The sequence below is a fragment of the Methylorubrum extorquens genome, from assembly GCF_024169925.1.
Classification (GTDB): domain Bacteria; phylum Pseudomonadota; class Alphaproteobacteria; order Rhizobiales; family Beijerinckiaceae; genus Methylobacterium; species Methylobacterium extorquens_A.
This window is the reverse complement of sequence record NZ_JALJXF010000001.1, coordinates 3,545,245-3,559,818: the sequence shown is the minus strand read 5'-3', so window position 1 is coordinate 3,559,818 and position 14,574 is coordinate 3,545,245. Positions and strand designations below refer to the sequence as shown.

Sequence of the window (14,574 nt, the reverse complement as noted above, 5' to 3'; positions counted from 1 at the left end):
CGACGGACGCCCATCGGATCTAATCAAGTGGAGATCATCGTGAAGAATATCGCCAAGCGCTTCATCTCTGACGAGTCCGGCGCGACTGCCATCGAATACGGCATGGTTGCTGCTATGATCGGTATCGCGATCGTCGGTATTTTCGCCAGCTTCAAGACGAACCTGACGACCGCCTTCACAACGCTCGGCACCGGCCTCAACACGCAGACCACGAAGCTCGGCACCGCCAACTGATCGATCGGTCAGGCGACAAGGGCTTTCAGGGCGTGACGAGTATACTTCGTCACGCCCCGCAAAAGCCTAAGGTAGGTTGGACGCTCTGATGCGTATCTAGACCGACGAACAGGTGGGGAAGGAACCATTCCGTGTTGAGCATGGCAGCCTACCTCCTTCTGTGTGTCGTCTTCCCATTTCTCATGGCTTACGCCGCCGCCAGCGATCTGCTGACGATGCGGATTTCCAATCGCGTGACCGGTCTCGTTTTTGTAGGGTTCGTACTCTACGCAGTGGTGTCCGGTATGGATTGGAGCGATCTGTCCCGGCACCTCGCGGCCGGCGCCCTAACGCTCGTAATCACCTTTGCCTTGTTCGCCCGGGGCTGGATTGGAGGCGGCGACGCCAAGCTCGCGGCGAGCACGGCGCTCTGGATCGGCCTTGCGAACCTTCCGGAATACTTGATCCTGACCTCGATCCTGGGTGCGCCTCTCACCCTGTCGATCGTGTCGGCCCGCAAGTATCCGCTGCCGAAGCTGGCGCTCAAGCTTCCCTTCGCCGTTCATCTGCACGACACGAAGACCGGGGTTCCCTACGGCATCGCATTGGCCGCCGCCGCGCTGCTGGTGCTCCCGAACTCCGTCGGATTGGATCGGCTCGCTCTGCCTTGATCGGCGCCGAAGGATCCGATCGAGCATGCCGCCCACGAGGCGGCCATCGTGTTTTGCCCGGTCTCGAGCGATTGCCGGTTGGGACACCATTGCGAAGGCCGCTGTGACGATCGGTTAACCCTAACTTGACGAATGCCGGGCAAGTCTCGGAACCAGACGGCGACGGAGCCGTCGTCACGGTCCCGCGCCTGCCATGAAACCAGCCCGTCTTGCCGTCCTGGGGATCGCACTCGTTGCGGGCTGCGGCGCCGCCTTCTTGATGCAAGGGGAGGAGAAGGCGCCGGAGCCTGCGCCCGTCGCGAAAGCCGAGCCCGTCGTGCCGGTCCCGATGAGCGAAGTCCTCGTCGCCGCCGCCGAACTGCCCATGGGCCAGACCCTCAAGCCCGAGGATCTGCGCTGGTTGCCCTGGCCGGAACAGGCGATCTCGCCGGGCCTGATCGAGCGCCGCGCGGCGCCCAAGGGACTCGAGGACTCGGTCGGTGCGATCATCCGCACCGGCTTCTCGGCCAACGAGCCGATCCGGCCCGAACGTCTCGTCAAGGCCGGCAGCGGCTTCATGTCGGCCATCCTGCCGCCCGGCATGCGGGCCGTGGCGATCACCACGGATACCCGCGGATCGAGTTCGGCGGGCGGCTTCATCCTGCCGAACGATCATGTCGACGTCATCAAGACCAGCAACGAGGGCAGCGAGCAGTTCGCCGAGACGCTGCTGACCGACGTGCGCGTGCTCGCCGTCGGCCAGATCGTGCAGGAAAAGAACGGCGCCAACGTCGTGACGGCGGAGACCGCCACCCTGGCCCTCACCCCGGCACAAGCCGAGACCGTGACGCTGGCTCAGAAGGTCGGGCAGCTCTCCCTCGTGCTGCGCAGCATCCAGGATTCCGCCCGAACCGCTTCCCTCTCGCAGGAGGCCGACATGCCGCCCGAGGGACCCATGACCGTGGTGCGATTCGGCGTCGCCAAGCAGCAGCGCCGGTGAGGACAGGACCGATGACGACCGCCCCTCGCTTTCGCGGACTTGCCCGTCTCCTGCTCGCCGGCGCTTGTCTTGCCCCGGCCGTCCTGCTCGGCCCGGTCCCGGCGCAGGCCAGCCCTGCCGGCGCTTCTCCCGTCCTGACGATCGGACCCAACGAGGCGGCCGTGTCCCGGCGGGTCGAGTTGAGCAAGGGCCGCTCGCTCATCGTCGATCTGCCGCGCGACGCCAAGGAGGTGTTCGTGGCCAACCCGGCGGTCGCGAACGCGGTCGTCCGTTCCAGCCGCAAGCTCTTCCTGATCGGCATCGACAACGGCGCGACCTCGATCTTCGTGATGGATGGCGAAGGACGCCAGATCGCAGCGCTCGACGTCACCATCGCCCGCGACATCAACGTCCTGCGGCAGTCGCTGCAGCAGAGCCTGCCCGGCGGCCGGTTCGACGTGAAGGCGGTCGGGGATTCGCTAGTCCTCTCAGGCAGCGTGAACTCGGCCTCGGAGGCGCAGCAGGCGCTCGACATCGCCAACGCCTTCGTCGGCCTCGCGGCCGGCGGCGGTGTCGCGACCCGCGGCGCCGTCATCAACAACCTGACGATCCGCAACAAGGATCAGGTGATGATCCGCGTCACCGTGGTCGAGGTGGCACGCACAGTCCTGAAGCAGTTCGGTATCAGCACCAGCGGCAATTGGTCGGCGTTGAACCCGATGGGCGGAAACGTCCTCACGAACAACACGGGCTTTCCGTTGACCGGGTCACGGAGTCCGGATGCCAATGCTCTGACGGCATCCGTCCAGACGGGCGGGTTTTCCTTCAAGGCCACCTTGCGCGCCTTCGAGCAGGCCGGCGTGTCCCGCATCCTGGCCGAGCCGACGCTGACCGCGATTTCCGGTGAGTCGGCGAAATTCACGGCGGGCGGCGAGATTCCGGTGCCGCTAAGCTGCTCGGCCGCCTCGACCGTCTCGATCGGCACGTCGGTCAGTCAGGGTTGCGTCGTCGCGCTGACATACAAACCCTACGGCGTGAGCCTGGCGTTCACCCCCGTCGTCATGGCCGAGAACCGCATTTCGGTCCGGATCGCCACCGACGTCGTCGATCTCGATCCCCAGAACAGCTTCACCTACTACCTCAACGACCGTCCGACACCCGTGCCGGGCACGACGAAGCGCAGCTCCGAGACCACCGTCGAGCTCGCCTCCGGCGCGACCATGATGACCGCCGGCCTGATCCAGCAGAAGAACCGGGCGGCGATCTCCGGCCTGCCCGGGCTGATGAACCTGCCGATCCTCGGTGCCCTGTTCCGCTCCCGCGACTACCAGCGCGACGAGACCGAGCTGATGATCATGGTCACCCCCTACATCGCGCAGCCGATGGAGGCGCGGCAGGTGCAGCGGCCGGACGATGGCTTCGTTGACGCGCCGGACGGGCAGGCGGTGCTGCTCGGACGTCTGAACAAGATCTACGGCACGGTCGGCGGCGGCACCCTCGGGCCGGCCTATCGCGGCCGGGTCGGCTTCATCGCCGACTGACCCCGTCCATCAGGATCGAATCACGATGTCCTCCCCCGTCCGCACCCCCGTCTCCCGCGTCTGGCCGGTGGCCGCCGCCGTGCTTCTGTCCGCCGGTCTCGGTGCCTGCCGCGCGGACCGGGTCACCACCACCGGCTCGACCTACCCGATCGACGTGCGCACCCGCCACCCGATCGTGCTCGCCGATGCCGACCGCAGCCTTGATGTGTTTCCCACCGGAATCGGCCATATCGATCCGCGCCAGCGCGCCGACATCGAGGCCTTCCTCGTCGAGTACCGGCGCTACGGCCGCGGCATTCTCCTCGTCGAGCTGCCGCGCGGCGTATCTCCGGCTTTGGCCGGGCCCGTCGAGCGCACCGGCGCATCGATCCGGCGCCTCGCGGCGGAGATGGGCGTGCCGGCCGGCGGCGTGCGGGTGGCCGCCTACCCGATCGCCAACCCCACATTGGCCTCGCCCCTGCGCCTGAGCTTCCAGCGGATGCAGGCCAAGGTCGCCGACAAGTGCGGACTCTGGCCGCGCGACCTCGGCGCCAGCGACCTGCGCGCCAACTGGTCGAACGAGCCGACATGGAATCTCGGCTGCGCGATGCAGTCCAACGTCGCCGCCCAGGTCGCCGATCCGATCGACCTCGTACGCGGCCGGCCCGAGGGTCGTATCGATACGGTCCTGCGCACCAAGGATCTCGGCCAGCTCCGCGAGGGCAAGGATCCGTCAACGCAATGGCGTCAGGATGGGCAGACGAATGTCAGCAGCGAAGTGAAGAGCCAGTAGCCTGCCCGGCCGCTCGCGCGCCGCCTCGAACCCTTGTCGATCACCGGCCGCGCCACTCGGCATAAGAACCGGAAACCACGCATCATGCCGGACCCATACGAGGTTTCAGAGCGGACGATCGCCCCGGTGCCGCGGATCACGATCCAGGCTTTCTGCGAGACGCCGGAGACGGCTGCGATGATCGAGAGCATCGCTGCCGAACGCCGGATGCAGAAGGCCCACGTCAAGGTGCAGATGGGCGGGGGAGCGGCAGCCCTCGAGGCTTACCGGCACGCGCCCACGCCCAACGTGATCGTGCTCGAATTCCTGAATCTCAAGTCGCGGCCGCTCGAATGCCTCGATCAGCTCGCTGAGGTCTGCGACGAGGGCACGAAGGTGCTGGTGATCGGCCACGTCAACGACGTGTTGCTCTACCGGCAGTTCATCCAGCGGGGGGTGAGCGAGTATCTGATGGCGCCGGTCGAGCCGGTCGCGATGATCGCCGCGGTCTCCGACCTGTTCGCGGCGCCGGGCGCGAAGCCGGTGGGGCGTACGGTCGCTGTCTACGGCGCGCGCGGCGGCGTCGGCAGCTCGACGGTGGCCCAGAATCTTGCCTGGACGGTGGCCCGCGAGCACGGCACCGCGACGGTGATCGCCGACCTCGACGTCGCCTTCGGCACGGCGAGCCTCAACTTCAACCAGGACCCGCCCCAGGGCATCGCCGAGGCGGTGTTCGCGCCCGAGCGCCTCGATGCCAACCTGCTCGACCGCCTGCTCTCGAAATGCGCCGACAACCTGAGCCTGCTCTCGGCGCCCGCCACCCTCGACCGCACCGTGGACCTGACCGAGCCCGCCTTCGATGCGCTCACCGACCTGCTGCGGGCGGCGGTGCCCTGCATCGTCCTCGACGTGCCGCATCAATGGTCGGCCTGGACCCGCCGCGTTCTGATCAGCGCCGACGAGATCCTGATCGTCGCCCCGCCGGATCTGGCGGGCCTGCGCAACGTCAAGAACCTGCTGGCCCTGCTGCATCAGCAGCGTCCCAACGATGCGCGGGCACGGGTCGTCCTCAACGGCGTCGGCGTGCCGAAGCGGCCCGAGATCGCGGCGGCCGAATTTGCCAAGGCGCTCGACGTCCCCCTCCAGGCGGTCATTCCCTTCGATCCGGCCCTGTTCGGCACCGCTGCCAATAACGGCCAGATGATCGCCGAGGTGCAGGCCGGCTCGAAGCCCGCGGAGATCTTCTCCGATCTCGCTGCGGCCGTGACCGGGCGGGCCGAAATCCGCCGGGCCCGGGCTAACCTCCTGGAGCCGCTGCTGGCCCGGCTGACGCGCAAGAAGGCGTCCTGACGGTGTCCTGCGCTCTTTCCTCCCACGACTGCTGAAGGCGCGGCGCCATGTTCGGTCGACGCTCCAATACCGCCGCGGCTCCCGCCCCGGCCGCACCCGCGGCCGGACCGGTGACCGTCACCCCGCCGGTTCTGCAGCAGGAGGCCGTGCGCGCGCGTCCCGAGCCGCCGAGCGCCCCGGTGCCGCAGGTGCAGCAGCCGAAATCCGAAGATTACTTCCGCACGAAGAGCATGATCTTCGGCGCGCTGATCGAGGCGATCGACCTTGCCCAGCTCGCACGGCTGGAAGGCGAGGCGGCGCGCGAGGAAATCCGCGACATCGTCTCCGAGATCATCGGTCTCAAGAACATCGTGCTGTCGATTGCCGAGCAGGAGGAACTGCTCGACGACATCTGCAACGACGTGCTCGGCTACGGTCCGCTGGAGCCGCTTCTGGCCCGCGACGACATCGCCGACGTGATGGTCAACGGCGCCGACCGCACCTTCATCGAGGTCGCCGGCAAGATTCAGCTCACCTCCGTGCGCTTCCGTGACAACCAGCAGCTGATGAACATCTGCCAGCGGATCGTCAGTCAGGTCGGCCGCCGCGTCGACGAGTCCTCGCCGATCTGCGACGCGCGCCTGCCCGACGGCTCGCGCGTCAATGTCATCGCCCCGCCGCTCGCCCTCGACGGCCCGGTGCTGACCATCCGTAAGTTCAAGAAGGACAAGCTCACCCTCGACCAACTCGTGCGCTTCGGGGCGATCTCGCCGGAGGGCGCCAAGATCCTGCAGATCATCGGCAAGGTCCGCTGCAACGTCGTGATCTCGGGCGGCACCGGCTCGGGCAAGACGACCCTGCTCAACTGCCTCACCGCCTTCATCGAGCAAGACGAGCGCGTCATCACCTGCGAGGACGCCGCCGAGCTTCAGCTCCAGCAGCCGCACGTGGTGCGCCTTGAGACCCGTCCGCCCAACCTAGAGGGACAGGGGCAGGTCACCATGCGCGACCTCGTCAAGAACTGCCTGCGCATGCGCCCCGAACGCATCATCGTCGGCGAGGTGCGTGGACCGGAAGCCTTCGATCTGCTGCAGGCGATGAACACCGGCCACGACGGCTCCATGGGCACGCTGCACGCGAACTCCCCGCGCGAATGCCTTGCGCGTATCGAGTCGATGATCACGATGGGCGGCTTCTCGCTGCCCTCGCGAACGTTGCGCGAGATGATCACCGGCTCGATCGACGTGATCGTCCAGGCCATGCGCATGCGCGACGGCTCCCGGCGCATCACCCACATCACCGAGGTGATGGGGATGGAGGGTGAGGTCATCATCACCCAGGATCTGTTCGTCTACGATGTGCTCGGAGAGGACGCGAACGGGCGCCTGCTCGGCCGCCACCGCTCCACCGGGATCGGCCGGCCGCGCTTCTGGGAGCGGGCGCGCTATTACGGCGAGGAGCGGGCGCTGGCCGCCGCCCTCGACGCCGCCGTGGTCGATGTGGAGGCGGCATCGTGAGCGCGCTCAACGCCCCTCTGGCGGTCGGGCTCGTGGCGGTGGCCGCCGGTTCGCTCGCCTACGTGTTCCTGATGCCCGCCCTCTCGGGCGAGCGGCGGGCGGACCAGCGTCGCAAGGCGCTGGGGCAGCCGCGGGCCGTCCTCGCGGAGCGCGGCGCGGCCGCCAACCGCCGCGAGCAGGTCGCCAAGAGCCTCAAGGAGCTGGAAGCCAAGAAGGACAAGACCAAGGTCACGCTCGAACTTCGCATCGCCCGCGCCGGCCTCGATTGGAGCCGCCAGAAGTATCAGGTCGTCTCGGCGATCACCGCCGTGGTCCTCGCGCTGGCCGCCTTCTTCGCCTCGCAGAATGTGATCGTCGCCGGGCTCGCGCTGTTCGTGGGCGGGCTCGGCCTGCCCGCGTGGTGGCTCAAGCGGCGGCAGAAGCGGCGGGTCGCGGCCTTCATTGAGGAATTGCCCAACGCCATGGATGTGGTGGTGCGGGGTCTACGCTCCGGCATCCCCCTTGGCGACTGCCTGCGCATGATCGCCCGCGAGGCGAAAGAGCCGCTGCGCAGCGAGTTCCGGGTGACGATGGAGGCGCAGGCGCTCGGCCTGTCGATGTCCGACGCGATCCTGCGCATGTACGAGCGCGTGCCCGTGACGGAGGTGAACTTCTTCTCCATCGTGATCGGCATTCAGCAGAAGGCCGGCGGCAACCTCTCGGAGGCGCTCGGAAACCTGTCGCGGGTGCTGCGCGAGCGCAAGAAGATGGCCGGCAAGATTCAGGCGATGAGCATGGAGGCCAAGGCGTCGGCCGCCATCATCGGTGCCCTGCCGTTCGTCGTCGGCGGGGGGACCTACCTTTCGAGTCCCGATTACACCGCGCTCCTGTGGACCACGGCGATCGGCAAGATCGCCCTCGTGATCTCGGGTCTGTGGATGCTGACCGGCGTCTTCGTGATGAAGAAGATGATCAATTTCGACATCTGAGTCGCGCACCGGATGGCGACGTGAAGGGGCGGTCCGAGCCGCTCCGCAAGGGACGGACTGGGCCGGACACCGATGCTGGATGACTTCGTCAACGCCGCGTTCGCGCCCCGCACCATCGCCGCGGTGCTGGCCGGCATCGCCGCAGCGGCTACGGCCTTCACCCTGGTGCAGCCGCTGCTGGAGGGTGACCCGCTCGCCAAGCGGATGAAGCTGGTCAGCGACGAGCGCGAGCAGATTCGTCAGCGCGAACGCGAGCGGCTCAACAACCGCGGTACGCTGCGCGTCGAGCCGAAGGCCTACATGAAGCGGGTCGTCGAGCAGTTCAACCTCGGCCGCTGGCTCGGGACGGAGACCGCCAAAGCCAAGCTGATCCGGGCCGGGTATCGCGGTGCGGGGGCGGAGACCGCTTTCCTCTTCTTCCGCCTCGTGATGCCGATCACCCTCACGGCCGTCGCGCTGTTTTACCTGTTCGTGCTCGAAGTGCTCGACCAGCCGTTCGTCATCCGGCTCGGCCTCGTCTTCGCTGCCGGCTTCTTCGGCCTCAAACTGCCGGAGGTGTACCTGTCGAACGTCACCTCCAAGCGGCAGGCGGAGATCCGCCGCGCCTGGCCCGACGCCCTCGACCTGTGTCTGATCTGCGTCGAGTCAGGCATGTCGGTCGAAAACGCTTTCCGGCGGGTCAGCCTGGAGGTCGCGAGCCAATCGGCCGTGCTCGCGGAGGAGCTGGCGCTCCTGACTGCCGAGCTGTCCTTCCTGCCGGAGCGGCGCGTGGCCTATGAGAATCTCGCCCTGCGCACGGGGCTGGAGATCGTCAAATCGCTGACCACGGCGTTGATGCAGGCCGAGCGCTACGGCACGCCCGTGGGGCAGGCCCTGCGTGTGCTGGCGCAGGAGAGCCGCGACTTTCGTATGACCGAGGCAGAGAAGAAGGCCGCCTCGCTTCCGCCGAAGCTTACCGTGCCGATGATCCTGTTCTTTCTGCCGGTGCTGTTCGTGGTTCTTCTGACGCCCGCGGGTATCCAGGTCTACGAGGCGATGAAGTAGACGGCTTCGGGGGCCGCGGGCCGCCTCGGCCCGAACCCGGATGCACGTGGCCGTTCGATGCTGTAGCCACACGCGGATCTCCACCGCGACGCGGCACCCCATGGCTCTGCTTTCCCTCGACGATCTCGCGCCCGGTCAGGAATACGCGCCAGGGCCGATCACCGTCAGCCGTGACGAACTCGTCGCCTTCGCCCGGGACTACGATCCGCAGCCTTTCCACCTCGACGAGGCGGCCGCGAAGACGACCTTCGTCGGCACCCTGATCGGCTCGGGCTGGCAGACGGCGGCGGTCGGCATGCGGCTGCTCGCGGACGGCCTCGTCTCGCATGCGACCTCGATGGGGTCGCCCGGTATCACCGCCCTGCGCTGGCTCAGACCCGTCCTGCCGGGTGACGCCCTGAGTGCGGTGATCCGCGTCGAGGAGGTCCGCCCCTCATCCTCGAAGCCGGACCGCGGCATCGCGCGGCTCTCGATGACGCTGACGAACGGGCGCGGCGAGGCAGTGATGACCCAGGCCTTCGCGGTGCTGTTCGCGCGGGCCGGCGCTGAGCCCGCACCGCGCCCGGTCGAGCTCTCGACCGAGACGGCCCCCGTGACGGAGCCGGCTGATGCGGTGCTGCTGCCCTACCTTGCGCGGGCGGAGCTTGGCACGACTCGCGATCTCGGCGCCCACCGCTTCGAGGCGGACGACATCATCGCCTTCGCGCGGGCCTACGATCCGCAGATCTTCCATCTCGATGCGGAGGCTGCGCGGGCGACGCATTTCGGCGCGCTCTGCGCCTCGGGCTGGCAGACCGCGGCGGTCTGGATGAAGCGGCTCAACGCGACCTTCGACCGGGACATCGCACTCACCGCCTGCTCCGGCCCGGTGCCGCAACTCGGCCCCTCGCCGGGCTTCAAGGATCTGAAATGGCTGCGGCCGGTCTATGCCGGCGACACGATCCGCTATGCCAGCACACTCGTTGATCGCCGCGCCTCCCGCTCGCGGCCGGGCTGGGGCATCGCCACCCACCACAACACCGCCGAGAATCAGCGCGGCGAGCCGGTCTTCGCGTTCACCGGCACGGTGTTCTGGCAGTGGGAGCCTGCGGCTGCATGAGCGCTCCGTCCGCCCGCCGGATCCTCGTCGCCAGCTTCGTCGGCACCGCGATCGAGTTCTACGACTTCTACATCTATGCCACCGCCGCCGCGCTGGTGATCGGGCCGATCTTCTTCCCCCAGGGCGAGCCCGGCGTTCAGACGCTCCAGGCGTTCGCGACCTTCGCCATCGCCTTCCTCGCCCGGCCGGTCGGCGCGGCGGCGTTCGGGCATTTCGGCGACCGGATCGGGCGCAAGGCGACGCTGGTCGCCTCGCTGATGATCATGGGGCTGTCCACGGTCCTGATCGGCTGCCTGCCGGGCTATGCCAGCATCGGCTGGTGGGCGCCGGCCCTGCTCTGCCTGCTGCGCTTCGGCCAGGGCGTCGGCTTCGGCGGAGAATGGGGCGGGGCGGCCCTGCTCGCGGTCGAGAACGCGCCGCCGGGGCGCCGCGCGCTCTACGGGATCTTTCCGCAGCTCGGCGCGCCGATCGGCTTCATCGCCGCCAACCTTCTGTTTCTCGGGCTCAGCGTGGCGTTGAGCCCGGCGGATTTCGAGGCCTGGGGCTGGCGTCTGCCCTTCCTGGCCTCGGCCGCCCTCGTCGGCGTCGGGCTCTATGTCCGCCTCAAGCTCACCGAGACGCCGGCCTTTCGCGCCGCCCTCGAACAGGCCCCGCCGGAGCGGGTGCCGCTCGCCACGATCTTTTCCGCGCATCGGCGCGCAACGCTGCTCGGCACGCTCGCCATGGTGGCGGCCTACGCGGTGTTCTACCTCTCGACCGTCTTCGCGCTGAGCTACGGCACCGGCACGCTCGGCTACCCGCGAAAGACCTTCCTGCTGTTCGAGTGCGTCGCGATCCTGTTCATGGCGCTGTCGATCCCCCTTTCGGGATGGGCGGCCGACCGGTTTGGACGCAAGCCCGTGATGCTCTCGGGGCTCGCCGTCACGGGGGCGCTCGGCGCGGTGCTCGGACCGATGCTCGGCAGCGGCGAGCCCGCCCTGGTGCTCGCTTTCCTCTGCCTCGCGCTCTTTGCCATGGGCTGGATCTTCGGGCCGATGGGCGCGCTGCTGCCCGAACTGTTCCCGACCCGGGTGCGCTATACCGGTGCCTCGGTGACCTACAATCTCGCCGGTATTGTCGGCGCCTCGGGCGCCCCATTCGCCGCGCAATGGCTTGCCGGCTGGGGTGGCATCGGCTGGGCCGGGCTCTACCTGACGGTCGCTGCCGGGATCAGCCTCGCCGCCATCGCCTGCATGCCAGAAACTGGCCGCGACGCCTGACGCCGCGAAAGCGCGTCCCTAGGCAGATCAGCCATGCATCAAGCGAATAGATTGCGCGCTATTTACATTGCGCACAATCTAAATTTCCGATAGGAAGAGGCCAAGCCGAACGGATCGGCCCCGTTCCACGCCCATCACGAGGACAGACCCATGACCGTCGATGTGAAGTACCGCACCACTGCCTCCGCCACGGGTGGCCGCGACGGCTCCGCCCGCACGGAGGACGGCAGCTTCCAGGTCCAGCTCTCGACCCCGAAGGAACTCGGCGGTGCGGGCGGTCCCGGCGCCAATCCCGAGCAGCTCTTCGCCGCGGGCTATTCCGCCTGCTTCATCGGCGCCCTGAAGGTCGCCGGCGGCCAGCTCAAGCTGAAGGTGCCCGCCGACACCACAGTGACCGCCCAAGTCGGCATTGGTCCGCGCTCCGAGGGCGGCTTCGGCATCACCGCCGACCTCAAGGTCAGCCTGCCGGGCCTCGACCGCGCCGACGCGGAGCGCCTCGTCGAGGCGGCCCACCAGATCTGCCCGTATTCCAATGCGACGCGGGGGAATGTCGATGTCGGCCTTACGGTCGCCTGAGCCTTACCCTGATCGATAGCCGCGAAGCGCCCTCGGCCCAAGGCCGGGGGCGTTCTTGCGTCACGTGCCTTCGATCGTCCGTTTCTGCACGCCGCCCTTCGCCATCACCGGCTTCTTCGCGCTGATGATGCGGGAGTTCACGCCGGTCCAGCCGATCTCGCCGGAAAGCCGGCCGTACTCGATCTTCGGGCAGCGGTTCATGATCACCGTGACGCCCGCTGCCTCGGCTCGCGCGGCGGCCGCGTCGTCGCGCACGCCGAGTTGCATCCAGATCACCTTCGGCGGCACCGGCAGCGCCAGCGCCTCATCGACCAGCGGACCCGCCGCAGCGGAATTGCGGAAGATCTCAACCATGTCGACCGGCCCGGCCAGATCGGACAGCCTCGCGATCACCGGCCGGCCGAGCAGGGTCTGGCCCGCCAGCCCCGGATTGACCGGCGTCACCGCGTAGCCGCGCTCGGCCAGGTACTTGAAGACGATATAGCTCGGCCGCGCCGGGTTGGCCGAGGCGCCCACCAGGGCGATCGAGCGCGCGTCCTTGAGCACGGCGCGGATCTGCGCATCGGGATAGCGGTCGTGCCGGGTGGCGATGCCGTCGGGCGCGTCGTCGATCGTCGGGATCATGCCGCCCTTGTCCGCCATGCGTCGGCGTGCTGCAAGGCAGGGCATGAGCGAGACCGTGTTGAGCCTGGAGGAGACCGCCGCCTTCCTCGAGCGCGACTTTCCGCAGATGAATGCGGGCTGGCGCCACTACCATCTGGAGGCGGTCGGTGCGCTCTCCGCACGGATGCGCCTCGATTACCATGAACGCCACCTGCGCCCCGGCGGCACGGTGTCCGGCCCGTCGATGATGGCCTTGGCCGATTATGTGCTCTACGCGGCGATCCTCGCGAATATCGGCCCGGTGGCGCTCGCCGTGACGACGAGCCTGAACGTCAACTTCCTCCGCCGCCCCGGCCCCGCCGCCCTCGTTGCCGAATGCCGGCTCCTGAAGCTCGGGCGGCGCCTCGCGGTGGGCGAGGTCGCGATCCGGAGTGCGGGCGAGGAGGCGATCGTCTGCCACGCCACTGGCACCTACTCGATCCCGCCGGAGCGGTGAGGCGATTCGATGCTCGTGATGGAGCCGGAGGTCGGATCTACTCGGCCGGCGCCGCGAGCGGCGTCGAGGGCGATTTCGGCGGCGCGTCCGTCGGGCGCGGCTCGTAGCCGAAGGTTTCCGGCATGAACAGCAGATAGAGTGCGAAACCCGCCGCCGCGATCGCGGCCAGCACGAGGAAGGCCGCCGAGTAGCCCGCACTCACGATGACCACCCCGGCCAGCGTCGCGCTGAGCGCCGCGCCGAGACCCTGTGCGGTGGCCGCCGCGCCCTGGGCGACGTTGAACCGGCCGGTGCCGCGGGTGAGGTCGGCGACGACGATCGGGAACAGCGCGCCGTAGATGCCGGCGCCGACGCCGTCGAGGCACTGGACCGCCACGAGATAGAACGGGTTGTCCGAGACCGTGTAGAGCACGCCGCGCAGGGCCAGCACGCCGAAGGCGACGAGGAAGATCGGCTTGCGCCCGAAGCTGTCGGCCTTGGCGCCCACCAGCACCGCCATCGGCACCATCACGCATTGCGCGGCGACGATGCAGACCGCGATCAGCGAGGTCGCGTTGTCCTTGCCGACGACCTTGGTGAGCAACTGCCCGACGGAGGGCAGCATCGCCGCGTTGGCGAGGTGGAACGCGGCGCAGAGAAGCGCGAACAGCATCAGGTGGCGGTTGCGCAACAGCAAACTCAGACCCGAGGGCTGCTCGCAGTTCTGGTCTTCGGCGCAGTCGAGGCCGCGGGCGAGGTCGTCGTCGATTTCCTCGGCCGGCACCATCAGCATCGCGACGATCGAGCAGGCGGCGAGAAGTCCCATCAGCCAGAACACGACGACGGGGCCGAAGACATAGGCCAAGCCGCCCGCCAGCATCGCCGAGACCGCGTTGCCCGCATGGTTGAAGCCCTCGTTGCGTCCGATGCGCTTCGAGAACAGCTTCGGGCCGACGATCCCCAGAGTGATGCCGGTAAGCGCCGGCGCGAAGATCGAACCCGCCATGCTGGCCAGCGCCTGCGTGGCGGCCACGAGCGTGAAATTCGAGATCCAGGGGAGAACGAGACAACTCAGCGTCACGACCACCGCCGCGGCGATGACGACGCCGCGCTTGGCATTGGTGCGGTCGATCAGGGCGCCCGCGGGCGTCTGGGCGAGCAATCCGGCCACGCCGGCGATCGTCATCACGAGACCGATCGTCGCCTCGTTCCAGCCCTGATCGGGCCCGCGCACGGCCAGAAGGTAGATGGCGAGATAGGGGCCGAGGCCGTCGCGCACGTCGGCGAGGGTCACGTTGAGCAGGTCGAGCCCGCGCAACGCGCGCCGGGAGGGCTGGCGAGACACGGGATCGATCGAGGGAAGTGCGTCGCCACGCATCGGCAATGTCCACGGGTCGGCGCAGCGTCCGGAAGGGCGAAGGTCGGCCTTCGAAAACGACGTTGCGGAATGAGCGTTTCCAGGGGTCGGGCGGCACAAACGGCGTCGCGAGACGACCGCAAGTCCGTTCGATCCCCGCGCTAAAGCCCGCTCGGCCGGATCGTTCCGATTGCCGATGATGGTAATCCCGGC

Annotated in this window: 15 protein-coding genes; 13 read left to right on the top strand and 2 right to left on the bottom strand. The window is 68.2% G+C overall.

What is annotated here, in order from left to right:
- The first annotated feature begins 27 nt into the window (after positions 1-27).
- The 12 genes from J2W78_RS16815 to J2W78_RS16760 all read left to right on the top strand — a co-directional run bounded on the left by J2W78_RS16815 (position 28) and on the right by J2W78_RS16760 (position 11,926).
- Positions 28-234, top strand: coding sequence for a Flp family type IVb pilin (locus J2W78_RS16815; protein ID WP_200943148.1), 207 nt, complete (start codon positions 28-30; stop codon positions 232-234).
- Between the two features lie 140 nt (positions 235-374).
- Positions 375-884 (top strand): A24 family peptidase, encoded by a 510-nt coding sequence (locus J2W78_RS16810; protein ID WP_253372325.1) that lies wholly within the window; start codon positions 375-377, stop codon positions 882-884.
- A 193-nt stretch (positions 885-1,077) separates the two neighbouring features.
- Positions 1,078-1,863, top strand: a complete 786-nt coding sequence (gene cpaB, locus J2W78_RS16805) for a Flp pilus assembly protein CpaB (protein WP_253372323.1) — start codon at positions 1,078-1,080, stop codon at positions 1,861-1,863.
- Between the two features lie 11 nt (positions 1,864-1,874).
- Positions 1,875-3,383, top strand: a complete 1,509-nt coding sequence (locus tag J2W78_RS16800; RefSeq protein WP_253372321.1) for a type II and III secretion system protein family protein — start codon at positions 1,875-1,877, stop codon at positions 3,381-3,383.
- 25 nt (positions 3,384-3,408) lie between these two features.
- Positions 3,409-4,155, top strand: coding sequence for a CpaD family pilus assembly protein (locus J2W78_RS16795; RefSeq protein ID WP_253372319.1), 747 nt, complete (start codon positions 3,409-3,411; stop codon positions 4,153-4,155).
- A gap of 84 nt (positions 4,156-4,239) precedes the next feature.
- The gene (locus tag J2W78_RS16790) at positions 4,240-5,484 is read left to right on the top strand and encodes an AAA family ATPase (RefSeq protein WP_253372317.1); all 1,245 of its coding nucleotides are present in this window, start codon (positions 4,240-4,242) and stop codon (positions 5,482-5,484) included.
- 47 nt (positions 5,485-5,531) lie between these two features.
- Positions 5,532-6,980, top strand: a complete 1,449-nt coding sequence (locus J2W78_RS16785) for a CpaF family protein (RefSeq protein ID WP_253372315.1) — start codon at positions 5,532-5,534, stop codon at positions 6,978-6,980.
- Complete coding sequence (locus J2W78_RS16780; protein WP_253372313.1) at positions 6,977-7,948, top strand: type II secretion system F family protein; 972 nt, start codon at positions 6,977-6,979, stop codon at positions 7,946-7,948. The genes J2W78_RS16785 and J2W78_RS16780 overlap by 4 nt, the downstream gene beginning before the upstream one ends.
- Positions 7,949-8,020: 72 nt before the next feature.
- Positions 8,021-8,992 (top strand): type II secretion system F family protein, encoded by a 972-nt coding sequence (locus J2W78_RS16775; RefSeq protein ID WP_253372311.1) that lies wholly within the window; start codon positions 8,021-8,023, stop codon positions 8,990-8,992.
- A gap of 100 nt (positions 8,993-9,092) precedes the next feature.
- A complete protein-coding gene (locus J2W78_RS16770) occupies positions 9,093-10,091 on the top strand; it encodes a MaoC family dehydratase (protein WP_253372309.1) in 999 nt (332 codons plus the stop codon).
- Positions 10,088-11,350, top strand: a complete 1,263-nt coding sequence (locus tag J2W78_RS16765) for an MFS transporter (protein ID WP_253372307.1) — start codon at positions 10,088-10,090, stop codon at positions 11,348-11,350. Before J2W78_RS16770 ends, J2W78_RS16765 begins: the two co-directional genes overlap by 4 nt.
- A gap of 150 nt (positions 11,351-11,500) precedes the next feature.
- Positions 11,501-11,926 carry an organic hydroperoxide resistance protein gene (locus tag J2W78_RS16760; RefSeq protein ID WP_056192596.1) on the top strand — a complete coding sequence of 142 codons (426 nt, stop codon included), beginning with the start codon at positions 11,501-11,503 and terminating at the stop codon, positions 11,924-11,926.
- A 60-nt stretch (positions 11,927-11,986) separates the two neighbouring features.
- Here the strand turns inward: J2W78_RS16760 and J2W78_RS16755 are convergent, their stop codons facing one another.
- The gene (locus J2W78_RS16755) at positions 11,987-12,550 is read right to left on the bottom strand and encodes a CoA-binding protein (protein WP_253372305.1); all 564 of its coding nucleotides are present in this window, start codon (positions 12,548-12,550) and stop codon (positions 11,987-11,989) included.
- A gap of 43 nt (positions 12,551-12,593) precedes the next feature.
- On the opposite strand from J2W78_RS16755, the gene J2W78_RS16750 reads away from it, so the two are divergent.
- The gene (locus J2W78_RS16750) at positions 12,594-13,025 is read left to right on the top strand and encodes a PaaI family thioesterase (protein ID WP_253372303.1); all 432 of its coding nucleotides are present in this window, start codon (positions 12,594-12,596) and stop codon (positions 13,023-13,025) included.
- A gap of 37 nt (positions 13,026-13,062) precedes the next feature.
- On the opposite strand, the gene J2W78_RS16745 is transcribed toward J2W78_RS16750, so the two are convergent.
- The gene (locus tag J2W78_RS16745; protein ID WP_253372301.1) at positions 13,063-14,382 is read right to left on the bottom strand and encodes an MFS transporter; all 1,320 of its coding nucleotides are present in this window, start codon (positions 14,380-14,382) and stop codon (positions 13,063-13,065) included.
- Between the last annotated feature and the right edge of the window lie 192 nt (positions 14,383-14,574).